Below are 25,832 nucleotides of genomic sequence, written 5' to 3'. Positions count from 1 at the left end.
CCTCAGTGCTTGTTGTGGCCAAAGGCATTGCCGTGGCCATTGCTGCCGTTGCCGCCGCCGTTGCCGTTGCCGTTGCCGTTGTTGCCCCTACCGTTACCGGTGGCGCCGTTGTTGCCGTTACCGTCGCCGGAATTCCCATTGCCGGAATTGCCGTTACCGGAGTTGCCCTTGCCGGGGTTGGACTTGCCACTGGAATTTCCACTGCCGCCGCCAGAGCCGTCGCTGGACGCACCGGCCGTCGTCGCGGCTATTGTCGTGCTGGCGGCCGAGGAGCTGGTGCTGCCAGCCGTCACGCCGCTGCTCGTGGTGACCGCAGTCTGGCCGGTGCTGTTGGATGCCGTCGTGCTCGCTTTCGAGTCGCTCCAGACCGTCTCGGTGCCGGCGTGCGCGTTGCGCACTTGTCCGGGGGCACCGCCGCCGTGGGCGAGCCCGTGCGTGACCTTGTGGACGTTGAGCTTGACCTCGCCCAGCGAACTCGAGATGCGCACGACGCCGGGCTTTGCAGCACCGCCCTTGGACGCGTGAGCTCCGGCCGCCGGTTGCGATGGCTTGAGCGCGCCGGCCGCCTTGGCGCCCTTGTCGATCGGACCGAGCGCATGGATCGCATGGCCGCTCGCGGCGTTGCGCGGGGCCGACAGACCCGATTTCGGCACCGGGACGCGCTCGATGCTCGAGGCGCGCGGCTTGCCGTGCTCGATCGGATTGAAGGTACCGGAGCCGCTCAGAGAGAGGCCGGGCTTGCCATGCTCGAAGACGGTGGCGGCCTGCCCCGGCAGGACCTGGGCGATCTGCCCGGTCTTGAAGTCGGAGACCTCGACTTGGCCGCGAAGCACGCCCACCTTGGTGCTGCCCGCATTCACGGTGACGCTGAACTGGGTGCCCTTGACCACGGCGGCGAGATAGGGCGTCTCGACCTCGAAGTGCTTGACGTTGCGCTTCTCGACCTCGAGCAGGATCGAGCCCGCCTGCTGGATGATGGTGGTCGAGAGACCGTCCTTTTTCTCCGTCGGCAAGCCGACCACCGAGTTGGGAGAGATCAGGATGGTCTCCTCGCCGCGGACGAGGAGCACGCGGCCATTACGTCCGGTACGAATGGTGTCGCCGGGCTTGAGCGCCTCCTGCTGACTCAAGGACACTTGCTGAGCGCCGCTGGTGGCGACCCACACCTCGCCGGTGGCCTTGCCAACCGACCAGACGCCATCATCCGCAGCGGATGCGGCGGAAGCCGTTCCCAGCATCAGCGCAGCCGCCAAGGCGCACCGCATTCCAACCTTGTTCAGCATGACGATCCTCAGTCCGCGTTACAGCCGGCCTTGAGGGGTATCCGAAATCACTCAACATAGGATTAGCAGGAAGCGACCACCGGAGCGGTCGCGTTAACCATTCGTTGACCATAAAAAACTATGAAAAATCATGTGGCTAACGAACCCTTACCGCTTCACGGGCGCATCTCCGTCAAACTACGAGGACAAGCGAGTCGCGCGCGTTCGGAAGCGGCATCTCATTACCACAGCGGTGCTGTTGGCGCCGATCTTCGCGGGAGTTCCTCAGGCTTTCGCGCAGCAGGCGAACCAGCCGGGGTTCGATCCGCGCCAACCTCAGAAATATTTTGAAAACCAAACCGAGCGGGAATCGCTGAGCCGTCCGCCGGTCAGGCTCCCGACAGTCGACCAGCCCAACACCGGCGGCGATACCAAGCCTCAGTTCATGCTGCGCGGCATCAACGTCAGCGGGGCCCGGGCCGTTTCCCCCGATCGTATCGCCGCGGTCTATCAGCCTTATGTCGGCAAGAAGGTTTCGCAGGCGGATCTCGCCGCGATCGCCGGCGCTATCAGCGATCTCTACCGCGCCGATGGTTTTCACTTGAGCCGGGCGATCGTGCCGCCGCAGGACATTGCCGACGGCCTGCTCCGGATCCAGGTGATCGAAGGCGCCATCGTGCAGGCCGAGCTGAAAGGCGATGGCGCCGAGCAGTTCGGCGTGAGACCGATGCTTGGGCCGGTTCTGGCCGAGCAACCGTCGCGCCTGGCAACGCTGGAGCGCCAGCTCTTTCTCGTCAACGGCAGACCTGGCGTCCGGATCACCGATACCGCACTGGAGGAGATCGGCGGTGCGACCGGCCGCTTCCGCCTCATCGTCTATTTGAAGACGTGGCACGTCTTCTCCTCATTCGGTCTGGACAATCTCGGCTCATCATCAGTCGGTCCGTGGCAGACCTACGCGACCGGCGCGTTCAACTCCTATCTCACACCCGGCGACACGCTGGCGGTCAACCTGTCGACCATCGCCAACGACCCCCGCCAGCTTGGCTTCGCGCGGCTGTCCTACGACGCACCTGTCGGCGTCGACGGCGTGCGTCTCGGCGGGTCCGTGCTGTACAGCGCGGTTCGGCCGGGCGATGCCCGCCGCCTCGACAGCGACATCACCACGACCGAGGCCTTCGAGCTGCGTGCCAGCATCGTCCCATTGCAGTCGCAATCCTCCTCGCTGACCCTGACCGCGGCGACGACCTTCAGCAACGTGTCCGAGCATGACCTTTACGGCCCCTGGTACAACGACCACATCAGGACCGCGAGCCTGACCGCCGACTATCGGCTCCAGGATCATTTCGGCGGCACCAATTTCGCGACGCTGACCTACCGCCAGGGCCTCGACATCTTCGGTGCCTCGCATTTCGACGACGACCTGTTGTCGCGCGACGGCGCGTCATCGAACTTCTCCGTGCTGAACCTCTGGTTCACGCGCTACCAGACGCTCAACGACGTCTGGTCGCTCAAGCTCTCCGCTGCGAGCCAGACGGCGTCACGGCCGCTGTTCACCTCGCAGCAATTCTATCTCGGCGGCGCTGCCTTCGGGCGCGGCTATGGCGCAGCCGAGATCAGCGGTGACAACGGTCTTGCCGGCTCGCTCGAACTGCGCTTCGACCAGAAGCTCAATTTCCGCTACTGGACCGGCTATCAGCTCTACGCCTTCGGTGACGCCGGTGCAGTCTGGAACCACGGTTACCGCCTGAGCGAGGGCCTGTCGCTGACCTCGGCCGGAGCTGGCGTGCGGTTCTTCCTGCCGGACGATTTCCAGGCCGATCTCGGCGTGGCCGTCCCCCTGAGCTACCGGGCGCCCGACAACGAGCGCCGCAGCCCGCGCTTCCTGTTTACGCTGTCAAGCGCGTTGCGGCTCTGCTCCGAACGCGGCAAGGGCGGTTGTCTGTAAACGCCCCTGTCCTTCGCGCTGTAGCCCCCGACATGCAGCCCTTTTTTTGACCCCAGGCGCACAGCCTTGCCTAAATTTAATCCCGTAACTTGCTCACGATCGCTCGATCCGGGAGTTCCCAATGGCCATGTTCAGTCAAAAGTGATTTGAGACGGAACCATGAAAAGGGTGTTTGCAGTTCTGGCGTTTCTCTGCGTCCTCGGGGTCGGCCAGTATTTCGTCGTCAGCCGGTTCGCGATCCGCCATGAGGTGTTGACCCTGTTCGACGCCGTCCGCCAGCGGCCGATTGCGGTCGAAATCGCTGTACGGCGCGACTACGAGACCAAGGCCAATCTTGGCCTCTGGAAGCTCCCGCTCGCCATCATCAGCAATGGCAATACCGTCAAGGCCACTGAATATTCCTTCCTGGCCAACGTGCTCGCCGCACGCGGTTATCTCGTCGCCAGCATCCAGCAGGATCTGCCGAGCGATCCGCCGCTGATGACCAAGGCCGGTCAGCAATATGTCGGCCGGCGCGAGGTCTATATCCGCTGCGAGGCCAACATCCTCTTCACCCTGGGCGAGTTGAAGCGGCGGCAGGAGAATGCCGACTACGACCACATCACGCTCGTCGGCCATTCCAACGGTGGCGACGTTTCGATGTATGTCGCCCATCAGCACCCGGAGCTGGTGTCGAAAGTGATCACGCTCGACAATCTGCGAGTGCCATTCGTGCTTAGCGACAACATGAAGATCCTGTCGTTCCGCTCGAAGGATCCGCATTTTGTAACCGATCCCGGCGTGCTGCCGACGCCGGAAGAGGCCAAGGCGCGCGGCATCGACATCATCCATACTGGCGCACAGCATACCGAGATGAGCGATCGCGGTCCCGATGCGGTCAAGGAGAAGATCCAGGCGACACTCGACCGCTTCCTGCGCGACAGCGCCAGCAGCGCGCTCGCCCCGGCCGATACACGAAGCCCGATGATCATGAACCCCGGCGACTATTAGTCCGGCCCCTTTGCGGCAGATCAAGGCTGCCGCAAGCCTACCCCGATAGAAAGAGCCTCGCCATCTCGGAGAGGCACGTGTCGCACTCCATCGAAAGCCTTGATACGAAAAGACTCGATACGACAAGCTTTGGCCTGCCCGCGGCAAGGACGCCGAGATTCGCCCGGCATCTCTATCGCTCGGCTCGCAAGCTGCTGCGGTCGATCATCGCCCGCATCGACCTCTCGCAGTTTCCGGGTTCGTGTTGCGGATGAGGACGGCGTCGCTAGCCAACAACACACAGGGTTGCCCTATGCACCGGCATTTGAGACGAATTTGCCTGCTGGTTGCCGTGGCCTTGAGCGTGGGCACGTCGTCCGCTCTCGCCGCCGACGCAGATCACGGCGCCGACCTTGCGAGGCGCTGGTGCGCCAGCTGCCATGTCGTGGCGAACGGCCAGACTCAGGCGAGCGCCGACGTCCCCTCTTTCGTGTCCGTTGCGCGCAGGCCTGACTTCAGTTCGGAAAGACTCGCCTTTTTCCTGCTAGACCCGCACCCGAAGATGCCGAATTTCCCCTTGAGCCGGATCGAAGCCGCCGATATCGCGGCCTACATCGCATCGCTGCGTTAGCAGAGCGACCGATTGGTCAAGACACCTGCGACAGATGCAAATCCCTGCCTGAGAACCGACAGGGATCAGCGGAAAGGGTGATGGGCGGCGAATGAGGTCCATTCGACGGCCCATCATGGACCAATACCAGTGCGGATATTCACGCCGTGCAAGTCCAATCTGTGGACGCGCCGTGAATACACCGAGAATTAGGACTTGCCCTTCCCCGGTTGCATCAGACTGCCGGTCATCTGGCGCATGTGGTCTCCGGCACTGGTGAACTGGCTGCGCAGGAAATCCGATTGGATTCGCATCGCCTCCTGAAGGTCGGTCGCATGGACGAGCTTGCGGGCATGCTCGAACGCCGACTTCATGTTCTGCTCGGTGAAAGCGAGCGCCTGCTTCGACACGTCCGCCCCCGCGCCCGGAACGGTCGTCATCGATTTGGTGGCGGCTTCGAAAAACATGCCGAATGCCTTTTCCGCCTGGTCAATCGTCTTCTCGGCCAGGTCGCGCAGTTCGGCCGGAACTTCGAGCTTCGGTTCGATCATGGTCGCACTCCTCCCGTTTTCAGAACTGAATACCACACTTGCCGGATCGCCTGCCAGCGTCCAGCCCCGGGGAAGACGTCGCCCGGCGGCCTGCTGTGGCAGGAAAACATAAGGCCGGCGCGCAAGCCGGCTCAGGACAGGGGGTGTTCGGGGAGGGTTTCTTCGGTGGCGAGGTCTTCGACGAGCTTGATGACCTCGAAACGCTGCCGGGGCGCGAGCTTCAGAAAGGCGCGGAGCAGGCGCAGGCTTTCGACGGTGCCGCTTGCAGGCGCGCCGAGCTTGAGGTGCAGCTCAGCTGCGAAATTGAGGTTCTTCATCTCGCACCTATGACAAGCATCGGACTTCGTGATCCAACATCGAGGTCCCAACTAAGAACCCAACGCCACAACTGGATGCCATAACCGGATGCTATGGCGACGGCGCGCCTTCGGCCGGGGGGAAGCCCGATGTGTTCGCACGCCGAGCTACATGTGCAGCGCGCACACCTGAACAGGTTGCAACTATGTCAAGAAACAACCCCTCCGGCAAGCCTAACGGTTGGCGCAGCGATGCTTCGTCTGCATCGCACCACGGCAATTCCGGATAACAGGAATAGGGCCGGCCGTCACCCACCTGCGTCAAGAAGCGGCATCGATCAGGCATACAGCCTCGATTGCCGTCAATCGACGCTGCGTTTCGTGTTGTTTCGGATGTGAATGGACGTTGGTGGACGCGAACCAGTGCTTCTTCAGCGTATACACGTAATTGTTGAATCTGGCGTCGGCGGTTGTATCGTCGAAGAAATAGGCGTCGATCTCGCGCTATGGATCGGCAGCCACAGCGCGGCCTTCTGACCAAGAGACAAACTATGACGTTTGGATTTCATCCAACCCGTCCCCTCGAGCTCTTGGACTTGGACCTGCCTCTTCGCATCAGGATTCATCGGGCCGCATTTGTTTCCGGCCGTGAACTGTTTTCGAGGAGCAAACGACAAAGCGGTGGCGTAACAGTCACGCAGATCACGGGCGCCGTGGCCGATGCATTGATCGATTCGGGCGCCCCAGCACCAAAGGACGACGGCATGCTTTCTCGCTGCGATCTCATCAAGGGCGCCGCAGTCGCGCTTCTCACCTTCTCGACACAAAGCGCGTGGGCGCAGGAGACCAGGATGAACCTGTTCAAGATCGTCACCATCAAGGATGAAATCGTCGTCGGATTGTCGACGGAGGAGCTTCAGGCCCTCGGCGGCAATGATGCGAGCGCCGTTGCACATGCTCTGGCACAGAAGGGCGATCTCACCGTCTGGCAATACAACGTGCATCGCGGTCCGAACGGCGAATTGCAGCAGGCGCCGACCGCCAGAATCGGCCTTTTGGCCAACGCCTCGCTGCGGGTCGAGCCCTATGCCACGACCTACCAGATCCTACCGCATCCCTAAGCAGCGGACCGGCGCGCCCGCGACCGTGGTCGCGGGCGCGTTGTCATCTTCGTTGCCCTGCACGCAGTCTCCCCGTTTCCGTCGCAAAGCCATAGATCAGTGCCAGCCGGTCCAGGCATTCACGGAAACGTCGGGCAAAATAGTCGATCCAGCGCTGCGTACGGAGGGCGCGACGCTGGCCGATCTCGTCCATGGTCAGGCCCAGCACCAACACGTCGTGCACTAGCGCGGCACCGTCTGTGCCGAGTTCGCGCTCGATCCGGTTCAGCCGCAGCACCGCCTGGCGTTGGCTCTCGGTGACCGGCTCGCGCATGCGCGCGCCATCGACATATTCGCGAGTCGGGTCCATTGCCTGAGGGCCTCGCTCGGCCCTCTCCCAATCGTCCTGGAAGGCGCGCCCGCCCCGATACTGCGCCTCGTCGATCTGATGGTGCGCATGCAGCCGGCCGAGCGGATCACTGCGGATCGACCGCACGGCCATGATCTTCTCGCCGGGATCGAGCGCGAGCGGATTGTCCACCTCGACTTCCGCCACCTCCGCATTGAACGGTATCTCACGTGAGCGTCGGTCGTAGACATTCGCCAATTTAAAGGACCTGTTGCGTCGGACACGTGCCACTCGGATACTCCTTGCGAAATTGACGATTGAACGGGCGGTCGTCAGGTCAGGCGGCAGAGACCAGCCTCAGCACGACGGGGCCGGAGACGCGGGCGGATCCAGCTCCGGCGCGGCGCGTCAGGCGCGCATGCGGCGTGCAATAGCTCGAGCCCGGCTCACTTGGATGGCCGCAGAAGGTAATCTCCTCCCCGTCCTTGTCGCCGCCATAGGGATAGCGACAGTCCTCGGCAGCGAGTTCGACCAACGGGACCAGGCGCGGCTGGACGCCGACGCAGCGCAATTTGACCTGCGCGGCAGGCTTCGTCGCGGATTTCGGCGGCAGGTTCAGTAACGCGGGACGGTGCGGGAGGATAAGACAGGCTCCAGACGGCAGCACCGGCACGATCGACGGGCTCGTCATCCGCACCTGCACGATCAGCCCGAGCCGCTTGGCGCGGCCGACCACCGTGTTGCGCGTGTAAGCCGTTCCGAACCTTGCGTTAATCTGTCTTCCGATCTCCGCATAAGACAACCCCTTGAGAAAATAGTCGCGAAGCGCGTCGGAGTGCTCCGACGGCCAATGAGCCGGTTCCATGCTGCTGTCCTGTGATGCGCCTCCTCCGATCGCACGACCGCGAGGCGGAGCCTACATTCCGGTATTCCGAAGTCGAAGTCAAGCGATAATTCTGATATTCATAATTGCATCAATTCCGAATTTCGGATTACAAGAGACGGACGATGGACAATCGAGGGAATCACCATGTTGGACGCTGCAATGATCGAACGGGGCCTGGAAAAGACGGGCAAGAGCAAGGGCGGCCTGGCGGCTGCCATGGGCGTACGCCCCGGCGCTGTCTCGGAGATCCTCGGCGGCGAACGCCTGGTGAAGGCTTCGGAAATCATTCCGATCATGGAATATCTCGAGCTCAATCTCGCGCCGATCATGGGCCGCGTCGGGGCCGGTGCCGTGATCGAGCCGGATTATGAGCAGGTTCCCCCCGAAGGCCTTGGCGACATCGCGCTGCCCTTTCCGATCATGGAGGAGACCATCGCATTCGAGATCGTGGGCGATTCGATGCTGCCCAAATACGAGAGCGGCGACGTAATCGTAGTCTACAAGGACCAGCGCCATCCCCTGTCGAGCTTCTACGGCGAGGAGGCCGTGGTCCGGCTCAAGACCGGCGAGCGCTATCTGAAGACCATCGAACGAGGCAAATCCCCCTCCGTCGTCAATCTCAGCAGCTTCAATGCCAAGCAGATCGTCGGCGTGAAACTGGAGTGGGTCGGCGAGATCTGCCTGTCCATGCCCAAGGGGCAGCTGGAGCGGCTGCGCGCCAAGTCGGCGCGCCCGCGCAAGAGGAGCAAGTAGGCTGCAATTTCCATTTTTACGAAATTCACCTGACTTGATTCCGTTTTTCGGAAATACTCTGCCGTTCCCGACCATGGGCACGGCAGGATCGTTTCATGCAGTATTTCGTCGTGATGAGCGACTATGGGCGCCGCGGCCGCGAGGCAGTGGTCGACCCTGAAATCACCAGGCGCGAGGTCATTTCCCGCGTTGCCTCAGGTGAATATCGGAATATCTCGTTCATCCAGGAAATCGTGGAGAATTCGGTCGAAGACGTGACCGAGGCGATCCTCGCTGAGGCTGCCCTGCCCCGGATCCCGCCCGAAGAAGTCGACCTCCAGGCTCTCCGCCTCGATCACGCCCGCGATCTGCGTAAGCACGAGCGGACATAACGCAGGCCCAGGGCCGACCTTTTCCGTCCGATCGAATCGGAACGGGCCCTGGATTTCTTATTTTGACGCGTTTTCTCTACGCGAACCGGAATCCAGTTCGCTCGAAACGCTCTGCCAGCCTGCGCCACAGCCCGGTCGGAGATCACACCGTGAGGACGGTCGATCCCGTGGTCTTGCGCGCGGCGAGATCGGCATGCGCCTTGGCGGCGTCCTTCAGTGGATAGGTCTGGCGCACCTCGATCTTGACCGCGCCGGACTTGACGACATCGAACAGCTCGCCCGCCATCGCGACCAGGCTCTCACGCTTGGCGGCGTAGGTGAACAGCGTCGGCCGGGTGACGTAGAGCGAGCCCTTCTGCGCCAGCAGACCGAGATTGAGCGGCTCGACGGCGCCGGAGGACGCACCGAACAGCGCGGCGACGCCGAGCGGCGCGAGGCAATCGAGCGACTTCAAGAACGTATCCTTGCCGACCGAGTCATAGACCACCGGCACCTTCTTGCCGCCGGTGATCTCGTCCACGCGCTTCACGAAATCCTCGCGGCTATAGATGATGACATGGTCGCAGCCATGCTCCTTGGCGAGCTTGGCCTTCTCGTCGTTGCTGACGGTGCCGATCACGGTTGCGCCGAGATGCTTGGCCCACTGGGAGAGAATCAGGCCGACGCCGCCGGCGGCCGCATGCAGCAGGATGGTGTCGCCGGCCTTCACCCGATAGGTCTGCCGGATCAGATATTGCGTTGTGAGCCCCTTCAGCATCATCGCCGCTGCGGTCTTGTCGTCGACACCGTCCGGCAGCTTCAGCAGTCGGTCGGCCGGGATCAGCCGCGCCTCGGAATAGGCCCCGAGCGGCGAGGCGCCGTAGGCGACGCGATCGCCGGGCTTCAGATCGGTGACGCCAGGCCCGACCTCCTCGACGACGCCAGCAGCCTCGCTACCAAGCCCGCTCGGCAGTTGCGCCGGATAAAGGCCCGAACGATTGTAGATGTCGACGAAGTTGAGACCGACGGCGGTATGGCGGATTCGCGCCTCGCCCGGTCCGGGCTTGCCGACAATGACTTCTTCCCAGACCAGCACTTCCGGACCCCCAGTCTTGTGAAAGCGAATGGCATGCGTCATGGGCGTTGCTCCCTTATCGTTGAGGTCAAAATCCGAATATCGGATCGGGCTTTGAAATAGGTATTTGGTCCACCCGTCACAGTACAGAGACGTAACAAGAATGTCACAGCGAACGACAAACCTCCGCCGTTCCGCCTCTGTTCGAAAGAGTTGATGTCGGCCTTTTGCCGGCCGGCAGTAGCCTTCGCGCGGGTTTGGAGGTCGTCTGCGAAGGAGAGCCGAGATGCCAGCTTATGTACAGCATCATCAGGATATCGAGATCGCGCCTGTGATTTGCCCTGCTTGCATGGGGTTCCTTCCAATGTATGTGCGCGAGGTCGAACCGCATTGGGGTCTTGCCAAGATCGACTTCGTCTATGAATGCGCCGATTGCGGCGCCGAGGTCAGACAGACGATCCGCAAGCCGGAGTTGCTGCGGCACTGATCGCGCGGCCGGTTAGCCACCCGACTATTTGCGTTGAGCGGAAAAACGCCCATTCGCGCGGGTCTGGCCTCTCCCAAACGAGGCTTGTTCTTTGCCGTGAACGCAGGCAGAACAAGCCTCAATCAAGACCTTTGGGAGCGCCTTTTCGTGGCTGAACAGAAGCCCTCGACAGCGATCGAGGCAGTGGAGAGCGGCCTCGCCGCTCAAGGCTACATCGCGAGCCGGCAGATCGCGACCGCCGTCTATTTGTCGCAACAGATCGAGAAGCCGATCCTGGTCGAAGGACCCGCGGGCGTCGGCAAGACCGAGCTTGCCAAGGCGATCGCGGCCTGGCGCGGCCTGAAGATGATCCGCCTTCAGTGCTACGAAGGCCTCGACGAGGCCAAGGCGCTCTATGAATGGAAATACGCCAAGCAGCTTCTCTACACGCAGATCCTCAAGGACAAGCTCGGGGAAGTCCTCGGCGGCGCGCAGACTTTGCACGCTGCACTTAATCAGCTCCACGATTTCGGCGACGTGTTCTTCTCCAAGGAGTTCGTCGAGCCGCGGCCGCTGCTGCAAGCGCTGGAGCAGCCGGGCGGCTGCGTGCTCCTGATCGACGAAATCGACAAGTCGGATGCGGAATTCGAATCGCTGCTGCTGGAAATTCTCTCCGATTTCCAGGTCACGATCCCAGAACTCGGCACCGTCTCCGCGATCACGCCGCCAACGGTGATCCTCACCTCCAACAGCGAGCGCGATCTCGGCGACGCCCTGAAGCGGCGCTGCCTGCATCTGCACATCGGCTTCCCCGAGCAGCGGCTCGAGGAGCGCATCGTCGAGAGCCGCGTCCCCAACATTTCGCAGACGCTGCGGCGGCAGATGGTCGGCTTCATCCACGAAATCCGCTCGCTCGACCTGAAGAAGCTGCCTTCGGTCAGCGAGACCATCGACTGGGCACGCGTGCTGGTGCTCTTGCAGGCCTCGGAGCTCGACACCGAGATCGTCAAGGACACGCTCAACGTACTCCTGAAATACGAGGCCGACATCGAGGCGGCTCAGCCTCAGATTACGACCTTCATTGCCAAGGCAGCACGATCCAACGTCTTCGGTTGACGGCGATGCGCGAGAATATTCATCGTTTCTTCCGTGCGGCACGGGGCGCCGGGGTCCATGTCTCGCCGGCCGAAAGCATCGATGCGATGCGTGCGGTCGCGCAGGTCGGCGTCTTCGACCGGACGATCCTGCGCGATGCGCTCCTTCTGACGCTCGCCAAGTCGCAGGACGAAAAGCTCGCGCTCGGAGACTGTTTCGATCTGTTCTTCAGCCAGCCCGAGCCGCGGCAGGAACAGCCTGAAGCCGACAGCAACGATGTTTCGGAGGACGCGGATCAATCTCCGTCGTCGGGCGCGGCCAGCGATGCGAGCGCCGGTTCGCCTCCCGCAGAATTGGGTCCCCTCGCGCAGATGCTGCTGTCGCAGGATCGCAACGCGATCACCGCCGCGATCGCCAGCGCCTCAGGTGCGGCCTCCCTATCCGACATCCGCTACTCCACCCAGCGCGGCATCTTCTCCAGCCGCATCCTCGACGCCATGGGGCTCCAGCGGCTGCGCGACGATCTCGACGAGCTGACCGCGACCAATCCGGCACTGGCCGAGCGGCTTCGCTCCGCGCTCGATGCCTTGCGCGAAGCCGTCCGCGACACCGTCGCGCAGGGGCTTGCGCTCTATGCCCGCGAGGAGGCTGAAAACCTCCGCAACGAGATTCTACGCAACGCGCCGCTTGCCCGCATTGAGCGGCGCCATGTCGCGGAGATGCGCGCTCTCATCCGCCAGATTGCGCGGCGCCTGCGCGAGCGCTATTCGAAACCACGCAAGCGCCAACGGCGCGGTCATCTCGACGTCCGCCGCACGCTGCGCCGCAATGCCGCCTGGGGCGGCATCCCCTTTCTCACGGCCTGGAAGCGCAAGCATCGCGATCGGCCGAAGATCGTGGCACTCTGCGATGTCTCGGGGTCGGTCGCACAGGTCTCGGATTTCTTCCTGCTCCTGATCCACTCGCTGCACGAGGTGGTCGACGACGTCCATTCCTTTGCCTTCTCCTCGCATCTGATCGAAGTCAGCGACATCCTGGAATCGAAACCGCCGGAAGAGGCGATGGCCGAGATCATGTCCAAGGTCGGCTTCGGCTCCTCCGACTACGGCTCGTCGCTGGCCGATTTCGAGAAGGAGTTTATGAGCGCGCTGACGCCGCAGACCACGGTGATCGTGCTGGGCGATGCCCGCAGCAACAATCTCGATCCGCGCGCCGACATCCTGCGCCGCATCTCTGAGCGCTCGAAGCGACTGGTGTGGCTCAATCCCGAAGGACGTCTCGCCTGGGGCTTTGGCGATTCCGAGATGCCGCGCTATGCGACCTTCTGCAGCGTGGTGCGCCAGTGCGCCACCGCGCAGCAGCTCGAGCGCGCGGTGTCCGATATTGTGGCGACTTATCAGTAGGCCTTACCCACAGCCGACGTCAGTTTCGCCCCAGCTCCGTCTGAGCCACATTGCACTCCCGGAAATGATAGGCGATCTCGTCAAGCGCGCGCTGCTCCCATTCCTGAGCTTGCGCAAGCCAGAAAACCCGGCGCTGGAAATCAAGCGCGGCGCGCTCCCGGCACAGGGATTCCTGACTGCGAATTTCGACCAGTCTGTTCATGCACTCCACTCCTGCCATGTGAAGCCATTCCCCGCGAATCAGCGTAACAGAATCCGACCCTTCGTCTCATGCTTTCTGTGCATATTGCGACGCAGAATGAGACAGCAGCGCTTCCCGTGCAGTGCGGTAATTCGCGCACCAACATCAAGCCCACATCATCAATATGTGATCGAGGCGCAGGACGATCCGCGGGAGCGAGCGATCTTAACTCTTGTGGCGCAATGGCGTGCAGCAATTTGTGAAGAGAAGTTCTAAACGCCTCACCGAATTCCCGACTCATTGTCGTCGCACGGTCTTCATGCAGCGCCTCTAACAGAGGCGCACGAACGGCACTACGGCTTGAGGCAACATGAGCAACGACATCGACTTCGATCTTTCGCCAGACCAATGGGAGGTTCTGAAGGCGCTTCGCAATCCGGTGTCGAACGGTCGGCTTTCCAAGGCCTATCTCATCGAGAGCCTCGTCAAGCTCGGTCTTGTCGTCGTCTGCGACGGCGTGCCGGTTATGACGCCGAATGGACGCAAGGTGCTGGTACGCGGATCGTGTCGGCTGCTGGATCTCGCGGCGTGATGCGGCCACGCGCGCGCAGAACGCGACTGTAGGACCGCAAAATCGCCTGTCCACGTGACCGACGGCACCTGGAACGGTTTCCCGGTGCCGATGCGGATGCCGGTCGCACCGCAAAACGACCGAATAGACCTCCTCCTCAGCGAAAACCGCGACAATCTGGCACGCTAGTTGCTCCTTTCGACGATCGAGACGTCGTCAAAACGGGGGAGTCACCATGTCGACCATTGCCGCGGCCCCGGCCGCCGAGCCAAAGCCGCTCTACACGTCGCTGTTCGTCCAGGTCCTGGCCGCGCTGATCCTCGGCATCATTCTCGGCGTGGCCGCGCCGGATTTTGCCATCTCGCTCAAGATTCTGAGCGACGCCTTCCTGAAGCTGATTTCCATGATCGTGGCGCCGATCGTGTTCTGCGTCGTCGTGCACGGCATTGCCGGCGCGGGCGACCTCAAGAAGGTCGGACGGGTTGGCGTCAAAGCGCTGGTCTATTTCGAGGTGATGACCACAGTCGCTCTCGTGGTAGGTCTCATCCTGGCCTACACTCTCGGCCCCGGCCATGGCATGAACATCGACCCCTCGACGCTGGACGCCAAGGCGCTCAATACCTATGCCGACAACGCCCACAAGCTTCAGGGCGGCGGCATCGGCTCCTTCCTCCTCAACGTGATCCCGAGCACCTCGTTCGATGCGTTGTCGCGCAACGACGTGCTCCAGGTGCTGTTTTTCGCCGTGCTGTTCGGCGTAGGCCTCGCACTGGTCGGCGGCGAGAAGGGCAAGCTCGTGACGTCGATGATCGATGCCGCCTCGACCGTGCTGTTCCGCGTCATGGGCCTTATCGTCCGCGTTGCTCCACTTGGCGTGCTCGGCGCAGTCGCCTACACCGTCGGCAAATACGGCGTCGGCTCGCTCAAGCAGCTCGTCTCACTGGTGGCGCTGTTCTACGTCTCGGTCGGCATCTTCGTGCTGGGCGTGCTCGGCGGCGTCATGGCGCTTGCCGGTATCAACATCCTCAAATTCCTCGCCTACCTGCGCGAGGAGTTGACGATCGTGCTCGCGACCGCCTCGTCCGACGCCGTGCTGCCGCAGATCATGAAGAAGCTGGAGCGGATGGGCGTGAAGGATTCCGTCGTCGGCCTCGTGATTCCGACCGGATATTCCTTCAACCTCGACGCGTTCTCGATCTACCTGACGCTTGCGGTCGTCTTCATCGCGCAGGCGACCAACACGCCGCTGTCCTTCGGCGACCTCCTACTGGTGCTCGGCGTCTCCCTGATCACCTCCAAGGGCGCGCATGGCGTGCCGGGCTCCGCGATCGTGATTCTGGCGGCGACGCTGAACGCGGTGCCCAGCATCCCTGCGATCGGCCTCGTGCTGGTTTTGTCGGTCGATTGGTTCATCGGCATGGCTCGCGCGGTCGGCAACCTCACCGGCAATTGCGTTGCGACCGTGGTGGTGGCCGCCTGGGAAGGCGACCTCGACCGCGCCAAGGCGGCCAAGGTCCTCGACGGTGGCGAGCTTGTGGACGTGACGGCGGGGTAACGACCGCCGTTCAGTCATGCCACTGGAGGAGCGGCGTTCCATGCGCCCTCCTCCAGACGGAGAGGAAACGCGGAAACCAGGAGTGGGCCACGGCGCCCTTGTAGGCCCAGGTGCGATATTGCAGGCCGTGCTCCGAGATCAGTTCCTGATAGCCGCCGTGGACTTCGGTTGCGGTGCGAATGTCCTTCAGAATTCCCTGGGCGCAGGAACGGTAGGTATCGCTGCACGAGAATTCATCATAGTCCAGCATGCGATCCGCGAATTCGACGTTGAACGTCGGCCAGGAGGAACGTCCCTGATAGGCGGGAGCCGCGATCTTGTGGATCATCTTGTTCCGCGGATTATCCGCGGACACCAGGAAGTGGAATGTGCTGGGGATGCGAAAGCGCGGCTCCGCAATGATCAGATCCGCCGTGGCTGCGAACAGCGCGCGCTCGGCCGGCTCGTTCATATCCCAGAAGCCGCGATGCACACTGACGAAATCCAGCGCGACCGAGGAAACCCGGCGAGCCTCGGGGGCCATCCAGGGAATGCCCGATATAGCCACCCTTGCCGAACAGGCGGAGCAGGTCCCTCTTGTACTGCGCCAGGTCGCGTCCGAGCCGCCGCTTCAGCTCGTTCTCGTCGATGATCCCGAGCCGCACGCCCCACACGAAGGTCGTGTAGACGCAGGCATTGGTGACGAAACGCCTGCGCTCGGCGCGCGTGTCGGTTGCCGCAGAGCGCGGAGCACTGGCATCGCACAGCAAATACGTAGAGCCATCATCATTGAACGGCTCGAGCTCGCTTGCGAGCTGGAGGATCGCGCGCTTCAGATCACCGCAATATTCGGCCAGCAGCAGGCGACCGGCATGCACGCATTGCGACATCGCCAGATAGGATGACGCTCTCTCCTCGGCAGAGATCATCTGCCGCAGGCCGGCCAGAATGCCGAGCAGCGTATCCGAAGGGCGCGAGAAATAGTTCACGCCGAGATACCGGGCGCGCCCAGCCGGGACGACCGTCGTCGTGACGACGTTGGCGCGAACCGCTTCCAGCAGCAGGCGGACGCTCTTTTCGAGCAGACGAGCCCGGCGAACCGCATCCAGCGAATCCATGATGGTGTCGGGGTCGAGGATGTCGGGATAGAACCAGGCAAAGTCGCGCGGATAGTACGCAGAAGCGTGCGGCGCGCCCGTAACGAGAAAGGACTCAGATACCGCAAAAGCACTGTCCATCGAGTGCCGGTAAAGGTTCTCGATGGCCGTGAACGGATGATGTGACTGCCTCAGGAATCGATCACTAAGAAAATTCACCGCCTGAAGCGCGTTGGCAACGAAGGTCGCCGCCATACCCTGGTAAAATCGGTTTTCGCGATGGGATGGAGAAGAGATGCCGCTGTTCATAGGCGCCGTCGAATGGGTCTCGTGGTCCGGCGGGAGGCCGTCGCGGCTCCAGACCTGTCTGATTCGTGTCTCTATCCCGTGACTTGCGGGCTCAGTTTAGCCTTGCCGCGGCCGAAAATTCTCGATCAGCCCCAGCAACACCCGCGCGCCGGCGTCGGCATCGGCGAGCTCGACATGCTCGTCGGGGTGATGGCTGATTCCGCCGCGGCAGCGAACGAAGATCATGCCGACGTCGGCAATGTCGATCATGGCCATGCCGTCATGCCCCGCCCCGCTCGGCAGCTCGAACACGGAAAAACCTTCCGCTTTGATCGCCTGCGCGATCTGCTCCTTGAGCCAGGGCGCGCAGGGCACGGTGCGGTTCTCGTGGGTGACGTCGAGCTGAAGTGTCAATTGGCGGCGCTTTGCGATGGCCTCGATCTGCCTCACGACATCGGCGACCGCGCGCTTGCGGTGCATGTCGGTCGGCGCCCGCATATCGATGGTGAACGACACCTCGCCCGGAATGACGTTTGTTGCGCCGGGCCTCGCCTGGATGTAGCCGACGGTGCCGACCAGCCCACCCTCGTCGGTGCGGCAAAACTGCTCGATCGCACCGATGCATTCGGCCGCGCCCGCCAACGCATCGCGCCGGAGCGCCATCGGCACCGTGCCTGCGTGCCCCGCCATGCCGGTCAGCCGCGCGGCAAGCCGTGTCGCGCCCGCGATCGCAGTGACAACTCCGACGGGGAGGTTTTGCGTTTCCAGCACCGGCCCCTGCTCGATGTGCAGCTCGAGATAGGCAAGCAGCTCGCGCCGGGCCCGCGCGGCCGCGCCGATATGATCGGGGTCGAGCCCGAACTGCACCAGCGCATCGCGCATCGCGACGCCATCGCTGTCGCGTGTGTTGAGGACGCTTTCGTCAAAAGTGCCGGCCACCGCGCGGCTGCCGAGCAGGGTCGAGGCAAAGCGCACCCCTTCCTCATCCGCAAAACCGACGATTTCGATCGCGAACGGCAGGCGCTTGCCGCGGCGGTTGAGATCGGCGACGCAGGCGATCGCCGTGATCACGCCCAACGGCCCGTCCCATTTGCCGGCATCGCGCACGGTATCGTAGTGCGAGCCGAGCATCAGGCAGGGCGCGCCCGGCCGCTCCCCTTCGTAGCGCCCGCAGACATTCCCGATCGCGTCGAGACGTGCATTCATACCGGCGTCGTGCATCCAGCTCAGGATGAGGTCCGCCGCCTTGCGCAGCTCGCCGGTCAGATAGATGCGGGTGAGCTTGTCGCCTTCTTCCGAGATCGCCGCGAGCTCGTTGATCCTTCGCACGATCTCTTCGCCGAGCGAACCATTATGAACGGCGGTACCAGCAACCATCTCGGCGGGCTTTCCATCTCTTGGGACCGCGGCGACGGCAGTCCTGGCGGCTATCGATTCAAGTTCGATGCCAGCGAAATCACGCTGTCGACATCGTTCCGATCAGCGCGTGGTTAGCATGAATGCGATCGCCGGCAGACCACCCGGCCCTCGTCATGCACATGCCTAAGCCGGGTAAGACTGCTTAACTCCATTGCATACAATCATAAAATACTGCCTATATTTTCATCTGCTGCTTTCCTGATCAAGCTCGGATCACCGAAAATAGCAAATTACTCTCAATAACTTAAGTGGAAATCCTCCCTCGGTAGCCTCTGGCACGAAGCTTGCGACAATCTATCCCGGGCTCCGCCAGACCGGCGCAGCGCGAGATGAGGCGGTGCATCCGCCAAAGGGAGCAAGCAATGGAATTTGGCAGGATCTCACGACGTCATTTGTTGCAGGGCGGCGCGGCCGTCACCCTCGGTGCGGCGACGGGCATTCGTCCGGCCTTCGCGGCCGAGACCACCATCGGATTCATCTACGTCGGCTCGCGGGACGACTATGGCTACAACCAGGCGCATGCGCAGGGCGCGGCGGCGCTGAAGAAGATTCCCGGCCTCAAAGTCGTGGAAGAAGAGAAGGTGCCGGAGACCGACGCGGTCGAGAAGACGATCGAGTCCATGATCAATCTCGACGGCGCCACCCTGCTCTTCCCGACCTCTTTCGGCTACTACAATCCTCACATGGTCAAGATGGCCAACAAATTCCCGAAGCTGCACTTCGAGCACTGCGGCGGCCTGTGGAGCGACAAGGACCCGAAAAACGCCGGCAGCTATTTCGGCTACATCGATGAAGCCCAATACATCTCGGGCATCGTCGCCGGCTATAGCTCCAAGAGCGGCAAGCTCGGCTTCGTCGCCGCGAAACCGATCCCGCAGGTGCTGCGCAACATCAACGCATTCGCGCTCGGCGCGAGGCTTGCCAATCCCAAGACAACCACGCAGGTCATCTTCACTGGTGACTGGTCGATGCCAGTCAAGGAAGCCGAGGCCACCAACAGCCTGATCGATCAGGGCGTCGACGTACTGACCTGCCATGTCGACGGTCCGAAGACCATGGTCGAGAACGCCGCGCGTCGGGGCGCCATGGTGTGCGGCTATCACGTCAACCAGTCGCCGCTCGCGCCAAAAGCGTATCTCACGGGCGCCGAGTGGAACTGGGAAGCGCTGTACCCCAAGTTCGTCAAGATGATCGCCGCCGGCGAGAGCATTCCGAACTTCTATCGCGGCGGCCTCAAGGAGGAGATCGTCAAGACCTCGCCCTATGGCGAAGCGGTCTCCGCCGAGGCGCGCAAGCACGCCGACGACGTCAAGGCCAAGTTCTTGTCCGGTGACGGCTACGCCATCTTCAAGGGAGGGCTGGTCGACAACAAGGGCAAGACGGTGATCGCGGCCGGCACCGATCGCGGCCAGAAGGATCCCGAACTCGAGAAGATGGACTATCTCGTGGAGGGCGTGGTCGGGGCGACTTCGTGACGACGGAAGCTGCAGATCTCGCTGAAGCGGTCGGGACCGTTGCCCCGGCCGCCGATCCGGGATTCCTCCAGCGTCACGGCGGAGCGATCGAATATGTCCTGATCCCGGGCGCGGCGCTGGCCGGCGCGCTCGGGGTCTTCGGCATCTTCGTCGCGATGTTCGGCAAGAGCCCGCTCGACCTCTATTTCTACATGTACTACGGCGCGTTCGGCACCTGGTTCTCATGGCAGAACACGTTGACGCGCGCGGCGCCGCTGATCCTTACCGCACTCTGCACGGCGCTGCCCGCGCAGCTCGGCATGGTTATCATCGGCGGCGAAGGCGCACTCCTGATCGGCGCGCTGTCGGCAACCAGCGCAGCACTGGTGCTTCAGGGCATGCCGCCGCTCATCGTGCAGATCGCCATGGTCGTCGCCGGCGTGATCGGCGGCGGCCTCTGGGTCATGCTTTCGGGCGCGCTACGGCAATATCGCGGCGTCAACGAAACGATCTCGAGCCTGCTGCTCGTCTATATCGCGCTCGCGGCCCTCAACCATCTCGTCGAAGGCGCAATGCGCGACCCCGGCAGCCTGAACAAGCCGTCGACCCGCGAGATCGGCACGGCCAACATGATCGGATCGATCCCCGGCACCGATGTGCATTGGGGTCTCGTGTTCGGCCTGATCGCCGCGTTCGCCGCCTATATCCTGATCTATCACACTGTGTTTGGCTTCGCCGCGCGTGTTGCCGGCGGCAACATCCGCGCTGCGAAGATCGTTGGTCTCAATGTCAGCAAGCTGATCCTGATCGTTTGCTTCCTCGCCGGCGGCGCCGCGGGTCTTGCAGGCATGGTCGAGGTCGCCGCGGTGCAGGGGCGCACCAACGCGAACCTCGCCGCAGGCTACGGCTTCACAGGGATTCTCGTCGCCTTCCTGGCGCGGCAAAATCCGCTCGCCATTATCCCCGTCGCGATCCTGCTCGGTGGTATCAGCGCCAGCGGCGGGCTGTTGCAGCGCCGCCTCGGATTGCCGGATGCATCCGTGCTGGTGCTGCAAGGCATCATCTTCGTCTTCGTGCTGGCCAGCGATGCGCTCTACGGCCGCATCGGGTTTCTGAAGGGAAAGTCCTGAGATGGCAGACGGCTCGATCGGACTCTGGACCGTTCCGCTCGCCGTGCTCGGCGGCGCCATTCGAGTCTCGACCCCGTTCCTGTTCGTGAGCCTGGGCGAATGCATCACCGAGCGCTCCGGCCGCATCAATCTCGGCCTCGAAGGCACGCTGGTAATGGGCGCGATGAGCGCCTACGGAATTTCCTACCTTACGGGATCGCCGTGGCTCGGCGTGCTCGCCGCTGGCATCACCGGCGCGCTTCTGGGCGCGCTGCATGCCGGCATCTGCTCGTTGCCGCGCGTCAACGACATTGCGGTTGGCATCGCCTTGATGCTGTTCGGCACCGGGCTTGCCTTCTATCTCGGCAAGCCGCTGATCGAGCCCACCGCGCCGCGGCTGCCCGCGATCGATTTCGGCTGGTGGAGCGACATTCCACAGGTGCGCGCGGCACTACGGGTCAACGTGTTGTTCCTGATTGGTGTCGCGCTCGCCCCAACTCTCTACTGGGCCTTCCGGATCACGCGCTGGGGCCTCCTGATCCGCACCGCCGGCGAGAGTTCGGACGCCGCGCGTGCGATGGGCCACTCCGTGCTGTTGATCCGCTTGCGCGCGACCATGGTCGGCGGCTTCCTCGCCGGCATCGGTGGCTCCTTTCTGTCGCTGTTCTATCCCGGAAGCTGGAACGAGGGCCTGTCCTCGGGCCAGGGCATCACGGCCGTGGCGCTCGTGATCTTCGCGCGCTGGGACCCCTTGCTGTGTCTCTGGGCCTCGCTCGCTTTCGGTGGCGCCGCAGCGCTGGGACCCGCGTTGCAATCGGTCGGCGTCACCTCCGGCTACCACCTCTTCAACGCAGCCCCCTACCTCCTGACGCTGGCGATCATGATCATCACCTGCTCGCCGAAACGCACGTTGACCGGAGCCCCGGCCGAATTGTCGATCACCCGCTAGAGAGCGAAATCATGCCCGAGCGCACCATCAAGTCCGAACCCTATGCATGGCCCTATAACGGCGATCTGCGCCCCGAGAACACCGCGCTCATCATCATCGACATGCAGACCGATTTCTGCGGCGTCGGCGGCTATGTGGACAAGATGGGCTATGATCTCTCACTGACGCGGGCGCCGATCGAGCCGATCACGAAACTGCTGACGGCAATGCGCGCTCAAGGCTTTCACATCATCCATACCCGCGAAGGCCACCGTCCCGATCTCTCTGATCTTCCTGCCAACAAGCGCTGGCGTTCCCGGCAGATCGGCGCCGGCATCGGCGATCCCGGCCCATGCGGCCGGATCCTGGTGCGCGGCGAGCCCGGGTGGGACATCATCCCCGAGCTCGCGCCGCTGCCCGGCGAACCCATCATCGACAAGCCCGGCAAGGGTTCGTTCTGCGCCACCGATCTGGAGCTGATCCTGCGCGTGCGCGGCATCGAGAACATCGTGCTCACTGGGATCACCACCGACGTCTGCGTTCACACCACCATGCGAGAGGCCAACGACCGCGGCTTCGAATGCGTGCTGTTGCATGACTGCTGCGGTGCCACTGACAAGAGCAACCACGACCACGCGCTGAAGATGATCAAGATGCAGGGCGGCGTGTTCGGCGCGGTCTCGACCGCCGACGCCTTCATCGGGGCGATTTCGTGATCGTCGGCGAAACGTCGCCGCCATCGGGCGCCTTCGGCGTCGATGCCATCGCCATGACCATGCGCTTCGGTGATTTCCTGGCGCTGGACAATGTCGCGCTGAAAGTGCGGCCGGGTTCGTTCCATGCGCTGCTCGGCGAGAACGGCGCCGGCAAGTCGACGCTCGTCAAATGCATTATGGGCTATTACCACGCCACCGAGGGTGACATTCTCGTCGGCGGGCGCGAGCAGGCGATCGGCAATCCGAAGGACGCCCACGCCCTCGGCCTCGGCATGGTCTACCAGCATTTCACGCTGGTGCCGGCGATGACGGTCGCCGAAAATCTGGTGCTGGCGCGCGATGACGTGCCGGCTGTCGTGAACTGGCCGAAAGAGATGAAGGAGCTCGAGGCCTTTCTCGCGCGCATGCCATTCAAGGTACCGCTCAGCGCAAAGGTCTCCGACATCTCCGCGGGCGAGCGCCAGAAATGCGAGATCCTCAAGCAGCTCTACCTGAAGCGTCGCTTCCTGATCCTGGACGAGCCGACCTCGGTGCTGACCCCGGCGGAAGCCGACGAGGTGCTTGGCATGCTCCGCGACATGGTCGTCAAGGGCGAGCTGACCATCCTGATGATCACGCACAAGTTCCGCGAGGTCATGGCCTTCGCCGACGACGTCACGATCCTGCGCCGCGGCAAGCTCGCCGGCGCCGGCAAGGTGTCCGAACTGACGACGGACGCCATGGCGCGCACCATGATCGGCGCCGAGGAGCTGACGCTACAGCCGCCGCGCACCGGTGAGGCCGGCAAGGCGAAGCTGGAGCTGGCGAAGATGCGCGCGCGCGACGACGCCGGCGCCATCGCCGTGCACGACGTCTCCCTTACGGTCCGTGCCGGCGAGATCGTCGGCATCGCCGGCGTCTCCGGCAACGGCCAGCGCCAGCTCGTCGAGGTGCTGGCCGGGCAGCGCGGGGCTGAGAGTGGCGAGATCCGCGTCGCCGGCGATCCCTATCACGCCAGCCGCGAGGAGATGCGGCGGCACAATATGTCACTCCTGCCGGAGGAGCCGCTGAAGAACGCCTGTGTCGGCGGCATGAGCGTCGCCGACAACATCGCCTTCCGCGAATTCGACCGCGCGCCTTTCGCTAGCCTCGGCTGGTGGCTCAACCGCGGTGCCTTTCGCGTCGACGCCAGGAAGAAGATCGCCCAGTACAAGATCAAGACCCGCACGCCCGACACGCCGATCTCGGCGCTGTCGGGCGGCAATGTCCAGCGCGCCGTGCTGGCCCGTGAGCTCGGCGGCGACGTCGAGGTGCTGATCGCGGCCAATCCCTGCTTCGGGCTCGATTTCGCGGCGGTGGCGCAAATCCATGCCGAGATCATGGCCGCGCGCAACCGCGGCGCCGCGGTGCTGTTGGTCAGCGAGGACCTCGACGAACTCCTTGAACTCTCCGATCGGCTGGTGGTGATGTTCCACGGCGAATTCGTGTATGAAGCACGGACCAGCGAAGCCGATCTCACCGTGGTCGGCCGGCACATGGCGGGGCATTGACCAGGGAAGAGCGATGAGCGGCGGGTCCGAGCGTGACGAGCACTTCCTCCGCCTTTCCTTCGCGGTCGCCCGCCGTTCCCTCACGCACGGCAACCATCCCTTCGGCTGCATCGTGGTCGATGCCGAGGGCAAGGTCCTGATCGAGGCCGAGAACGGCTACATGCCGGATCACGACGGCACCGCGCATGCCGAGCGCCTCGGCGCCACGCAGGCCTGCCGCACGCTTGGCCGCGAGGTGTTGGCGAGAGCCACGCTCTATTCCTCCGCCGAGCCCTGCGCGATGTGCGCCGGCGCGATCTACTGGGCCGGCATCGGCCGTGTCGTCTATGGCCTCAGCGAGCACCGCCTGCGCGGCATCACCGGCGATCATCCGGAGAACCCGACGCTCGACTTGCCCTGTCGCGAAGTCTTTGCCAGCGGCCAGCGGCCGACAGAGGTTGCGGGGCCGCTGCTCGAAGACGAGGCCGAAGCGCTGCACGACGGCGTGTGGACGAAGTAGCAAACACCAATTCAATTTCGTAGAGCGGATTGCGCCTACGGCTCATCCCCTACCTTCCTGCCCACAAACGAAGATGACGCCGCGGAGGTTTGACGCGGCGCCATCGTCGTTCACCTGAAGCGTGTCAGGTGGCTAGAATTTCACAGTGACACCGGAGTAGAGCGAGGACTCGGTGCAGGAGCCGGTGCTCACCCTCGCGCCACCGGCCAAAGTGGTGCAGGCCACGGCGTTGTTGTGATCGAGGCCGAACTTGTTCTGCCAATAGCGATAGGCGACCCAGACGTCGACGAAGTGCGAGTACTTATCACCCCAAATCGCCTTCGAGGCATCGAGGGTCAGGCGGATCGGCTCGGAGTTGAACTCGACCTTGGTGGGATAGACGCCGTTGGCGACGCTGGCGGGAAGCGGCTCAGTGTCGGTGCCCTTCTTGCCATACCACGCCGCGCGGCCGCTGATCGAGAAATACTGCATGTTCTGCGGCAGGAAGCCGAGGTCCATATAGTAATTGGTTTCGATCGCCCAGGTCGGCTTGAACGACGTGTTGCCGTCGGCAATACACGGAGCGGACCAACCGGCGCCGCACTGCGAGAAGGAGTTGTGGTTGGCGAACTCCCAATACACCAGCGGCGCGACGTTGAAGTAGCCCTTATAGGGAAGATCGAAGGCAAACTGCAGACCGGCGACAACGTCGCGCTTGGCGGCGCCGAAATACCGGTTCTCCGTGTTGGCATCCATGCCAACCTCGAACGAGATGTTATGCAGCGGGCCCTGAGTGAAGGCCTTGGTGTTGAAGATCTCGTTCCAGCCGAAGGTCGAGCGGAAAAGACCGTAGATTTCTGTCGCGCCGGCACAGCTCGTGGGTGTCGCTGCGAAGCCTGCAGCCGGCGACACGACCACGCCTGTGGCGGTACACGGGCCTGCCGGATCGTTGTGGTCCGACTTGAACATCGAGATGGTGAAGAAGTTGGTGCCGTAAGTCCAGGCATCGAAGTGGGTGAAGGAGTAGACCTGCTTCGTCGTCTTGGCGTTGATCACGCCGTTGGTGTTGGTGAACGCTCCGGGCTGCGAGGCATTGAAGATATAGGAGAAGGTGACGCGGTCGTCGATCACCAGGAAGAACGGAAGGTCGGCCGCCTTCTTGGCAGCCTTGACCGGCAGATCCGCCGCCTGAGCCAGGCCACTGGTAGCAAGCGTAGCAAGTGACAGCGCGCCTGCTGCAATTGCCTTGAAACGAAACGACATCCTGAATACCCCCAAGTTTGGACACGTAAAAATGAACGTCCCTTGGGTGCGACACTTGCGCCGATCTCCCGGAGTGAGAAGCCTCAACTTGTTTCAAGGCATGCCGCTTGTTTGCACAGGGCGCGGCGTTCACCGGCCGATTTGGAAGGCCA

At 63.0% G+C, this 25,832-nt stretch carries 26 protein-coding genes and 1 pseudogene; 17 read left to right on the top strand and 10 right to left on the bottom strand.

From position 1 onward, the window contains the following. Positions 1 to 2: 2 nt before the first annotated feature. Positions 3 to 1,283, bottom strand: coding sequence for a FecR domain-containing protein (locus ACFQX9_RS34690; protein ID WP_377791742.1), 1,281 nt, complete (start codon positions 1,281 to 1,283; stop codon positions 3 to 5). A gap of 130 nt (positions 1,284 to 1,413) precedes the next feature. On the opposite strand from ACFQX9_RS34690, the gene ACFQX9_RS34685 reads away from it, so the two are divergent. The 3 genes from ACFQX9_RS34685 (at position 1,414) to ACFQX9_RS34675 (ending at position 4,810) form a co-directional block, all read left to right on the top strand. Further along, the gene (locus ACFQX9_RS34685) at positions 1,414 to 3,210 is read left to right on the top strand and encodes a ShlB/FhaC/HecB family hemolysin secretion/activation protein (protein ID WP_377791741.1); all 1,797 of its coding nucleotides are present in this window, start codon (positions 1,414 to 1,416) and stop codon (positions 3,208 to 3,210) included. A 159-nt stretch (positions 3,211 to 3,369) separates the two neighbouring features. Beyond that, entirely contained in the window at positions 3,370 to 4,200 is an 831-nt protein-coding gene (locus tag ACFQX9_RS34680; RefSeq protein WP_247372826.1) for an alpha/beta fold hydrolase, read from the top strand. A gap of 292 nt (positions 4,201 to 4,492) precedes the next feature. Then, complete coding sequence (locus ACFQX9_RS34675; RefSeq protein ID WP_085350637.1) at positions 4,493 to 4,810, top strand: cytochrome c; 318 nt, start codon at positions 4,493 to 4,495, stop codon at positions 4,808 to 4,810. Between the two features lie 188 nt (positions 4,811 to 4,998). On the opposite strand, the gene ACFQX9_RS34670 is transcribed toward ACFQX9_RS34675, so the two are convergent. Together ACFQX9_RS34670 and ACFQX9_RS34665 are read right to left on the bottom strand one after the other, a co-directional pair. Next, the gene (locus tag ACFQX9_RS34670) at positions 4,999 to 5,340 is read right to left on the bottom strand and encodes a phasin (protein ID WP_007601491.1); all 342 of its coding nucleotides are present in this window, start codon (positions 5,338 to 5,340) and stop codon (positions 4,999 to 5,001) included. A gap of 131 nt (positions 5,341 to 5,471) precedes the next feature. Continuing rightward, positions 5,472 to 5,657 (bottom strand): hypothetical protein, encoded by a 186-nt coding sequence (locus ACFQX9_RS34665; protein WP_007612798.1) that lies wholly within the window; start codon positions 5,655 to 5,657, stop codon positions 5,472 to 5,474. Between the two features lie 743 nt (positions 5,658 to 6,400). On the opposite strand from ACFQX9_RS34665, the gene ACFQX9_RS34660 reads away from it, so the two are divergent. Next, the gene (locus ACFQX9_RS34660) at positions 6,401 to 6,757 is read left to right on the top strand and encodes a hypothetical protein (protein ID WP_026233220.1); all 357 of its coding nucleotides are present in this window, start codon (positions 6,401 to 6,403) and stop codon (positions 6,755 to 6,757) included. Between the two features lie 43 nt (positions 6,758 to 6,800). On the opposite strand, the gene ACFQX9_RS34655 is transcribed toward ACFQX9_RS34660, so the two are convergent. Then, a complete protein-coding gene (locus tag ACFQX9_RS34655; protein WP_377791740.1) occupies positions 6,801 to 7,376 on the bottom strand; it encodes a hypothetical protein in 576 nt (191 codons plus the stop codon). Positions 7,377 to 7,422: 46 nt separating this feature from the next. Next, entirely contained in the window at positions 7,423 to 7,950 is a 528-nt protein-coding gene (locus tag ACFQX9_RS34650; RefSeq protein WP_377791739.1) for a GcrA family cell cycle regulator, read from the bottom strand. Positions 7,951 to 8,115: 165 nt separating this feature from the next. Here ACFQX9_RS34650 and ACFQX9_RS34645 point away from each other — a divergent pair, with 165 nt between their 5' ends. Both ACFQX9_RS34645 and ACFQX9_RS34640 read left to right on the top strand, forming a co-directional pair. Continuing rightward, positions 8,116 to 8,724 (top strand): S24 family peptidase, encoded by a 609-nt coding sequence (locus tag ACFQX9_RS34645; RefSeq protein WP_007612810.1) that lies wholly within the window; start codon positions 8,116 to 8,118, stop codon positions 8,722 to 8,724. Between the two features lie 95 nt (positions 8,725 to 8,819). After that, positions 8,820 to 9,095 carry a hypothetical protein gene (locus tag ACFQX9_RS34640; protein WP_085350634.1) on the top strand — a complete coding sequence of 92 codons (276 nt, stop codon included), beginning with the start codon at positions 8,820 to 8,822 and terminating at the stop codon, positions 9,093 to 9,095. Positions 9,096 to 9,237: 142 nt separating this feature from the next. On the opposite strand, the gene ACFQX9_RS34635 is transcribed toward ACFQX9_RS34640, so the two are convergent. Next, positions 9,238 to 10,212 carry a quinone oxidoreductase family protein gene (locus ACFQX9_RS34635; RefSeq protein WP_377791738.1) on the bottom strand — a complete coding sequence of 325 codons (975 nt, stop codon included), beginning with the start codon at positions 10,210 to 10,212 and terminating at the stop codon, positions 9,238 to 9,240. Between the two features lie 223 nt (positions 10,213 to 10,435). Here ACFQX9_RS34635 and ACFQX9_RS34630 point away from each other — a divergent pair, with 223 nt between their 5' ends. The 3 genes from ACFQX9_RS34630 to ACFQX9_RS34620 all read left to right on the top strand — a co-directional run bounded on the left by ACFQX9_RS34630 (position 10,436) and on the right by ACFQX9_RS34620 (position 13,113). Further along, positions 10,436 to 10,636 carry a hypothetical protein gene (locus tag ACFQX9_RS34630; RefSeq protein ID WP_377791737.1) on the top strand — a complete coding sequence of 67 codons (201 nt, stop codon included), beginning with the start codon at positions 10,436 to 10,438 and terminating at the stop codon, positions 10,634 to 10,636. Between the two features lie 147 nt (positions 10,637 to 10,783). Beyond that, positions 10,784 to 11,731 (top strand): MoxR family ATPase, encoded by a 948-nt coding sequence (locus tag ACFQX9_RS34625; RefSeq protein WP_007601482.1) that lies wholly within the window; start codon positions 10,784 to 10,786, stop codon positions 11,729 to 11,731. Positions 11,732 to 11,736: 5 nt separating this feature from the next. Continuing rightward, complete coding sequence (locus tag ACFQX9_RS34620) at positions 11,737 to 13,113, top strand: VWA domain-containing protein (protein ID WP_377791735.1); 1,377 nt, start codon at positions 11,737 to 11,739, stop codon at positions 13,111 to 13,113. Positions 13,114 to 13,132: 19 nt separating this feature from the next. Here the strand turns inward: ACFQX9_RS34620 and ACFQX9_RS34615 are convergent, their stop codons facing one another. Then, positions 13,133 to 13,315: a hypothetical protein gene (locus tag ACFQX9_RS34615; protein ID WP_377791734.1), complete on the bottom strand. Its 183-nt coding sequence runs from the start codon at positions 13,313 to 13,315 to the stop codon at positions 13,133 to 13,135. A 349-nt stretch (positions 13,316 to 13,664) separates the two neighbouring features. Between ACFQX9_RS34615 and ACFQX9_RS34610 the strand changes: the two genes are divergently transcribed. Both ACFQX9_RS34610 and ACFQX9_RS34605 read left to right on the top strand, forming a co-directional pair. Continuing rightward, positions 13,665 to 13,886, top strand: a complete 222-nt coding sequence (locus ACFQX9_RS34610) for a hypothetical protein (protein WP_247290522.1) — start codon at positions 13,665 to 13,667, stop codon at positions 13,884 to 13,886. Between the two features lie 214 nt (positions 13,887 to 14,100). Further along, complete coding sequence (locus ACFQX9_RS34605) at positions 14,101 to 15,420, top strand: dicarboxylate/amino acid:cation symporter (RefSeq protein ID WP_377791733.1); 1,320 nt, start codon at positions 14,101 to 14,103, stop codon at positions 15,418 to 15,420. 10 nt (positions 15,421 to 15,430) lie between these two features. Here the strand turns inward: ACFQX9_RS34605 and ACFQX9_RS34600 are convergent. Both ACFQX9_RS34600 and ACFQX9_RS34595 read right to left on the bottom strand, forming a co-directional pair. Next, positions 15,431 to 16,805: pseudogene (locus ACFQX9_RS34600) on the bottom strand (hypothetical protein). Positions 16,806 to 16,901: 96 nt separating this feature from the next. Next, a complete protein-coding gene (locus tag ACFQX9_RS34595) occupies positions 16,902 to 18,161 on the bottom strand; it encodes an allantoate amidohydrolase (RefSeq protein ID WP_377791732.1) in 1,260 nt (419 codons plus the stop codon). Positions 18,162 to 18,565: 404 nt separating this feature from the next. On the opposite strand from ACFQX9_RS34595, the gene ACFQX9_RS34590 reads away from it, so the two are divergent. Genes ACFQX9_RS34590 through ACFQX9_RS34565 form a run of 6 tightly spaced genes read left to right on the top strand, consistent with a single transcriptional unit; the run spans position 18,566 to position 24,438 of the window. Continuing rightward, on the top strand, positions 18,566 to 19,678 hold the full coding sequence (locus ACFQX9_RS34590) for a BMP family ABC transporter substrate-binding protein (RefSeq protein WP_247441361.1): 1,113 nt from the start codon (positions 18,566 to 18,568) through the stop codon (positions 19,676 to 19,678). Next, entirely contained in the window at positions 19,675 to 20,787 is a 1,113-nt protein-coding gene (locus ACFQX9_RS34585) for an ABC transporter permease (RefSeq protein ID WP_377791731.1), read from the top strand. Before ACFQX9_RS34590 ends, ACFQX9_RS34585 begins: the two co-directional genes overlap by 4 nt. Before the next feature lies 1 nt (position 20,788). After that, positions 20,789 to 21,715: an ABC transporter permease gene (locus ACFQX9_RS34580; protein WP_377791730.1), complete on the top strand. Its 927-nt coding sequence runs from the start codon at positions 20,789 to 20,791 to the stop codon at positions 21,713 to 21,715. 11 nt (positions 21,716 to 21,726) lie between these two features. Further along, complete coding sequence (locus ACFQX9_RS34575) at positions 21,727 to 22,410, top strand: cysteine hydrolase family protein (RefSeq protein ID WP_377791729.1); 684 nt, start codon at positions 21,727 to 21,729, stop codon at positions 22,408 to 22,410. Next, entirely contained in the window at positions 22,407 to 23,939 is a 1,533-nt protein-coding gene (locus tag ACFQX9_RS34570) for an ABC transporter ATP-binding protein (protein WP_377791728.1), read from the top strand. Before ACFQX9_RS34575 ends, ACFQX9_RS34570 begins: the two co-directional genes overlap by 4 nt. A gap of 13 nt (positions 23,940 to 23,952) precedes the next feature. Beyond that, positions 23,953 to 24,438, top strand: a complete 486-nt coding sequence (locus tag ACFQX9_RS34565) for a nucleoside deaminase (RefSeq protein ID WP_377791727.1) — start codon at positions 23,953 to 23,955, stop codon at positions 24,436 to 24,438. Between the two features lie 132 nt (positions 24,439 to 24,570). Here the strand turns inward: ACFQX9_RS34565 and ACFQX9_RS34560 are convergent, their stop codons facing one another. Next, positions 24,571 to 25,680 (bottom strand): hypothetical protein, encoded by a 1,110-nt coding sequence (locus tag ACFQX9_RS34560; RefSeq protein WP_247297937.1) that lies wholly within the window; start codon positions 25,678 to 25,680, stop codon positions 24,571 to 24,573. Positions 25,681 to 25,832: the final 152 nt, after the last annotated feature.

Origin of the sequence: Bradyrhizobium sp. GCM10028915 (assembly GCF_042666195.1) — a bacterium.
Classification (GTDB): domain Bacteria; phylum Pseudomonadota; class Alphaproteobacteria; order Rhizobiales; family Xanthobacteraceae; genus Bradyrhizobium; species Bradyrhizobium canariense_D.
The sequence above is the reverse complement of the archived record's forward strand: the minus strand, read 5'-3'. Positions and strand labels throughout refer to the sequence as shown.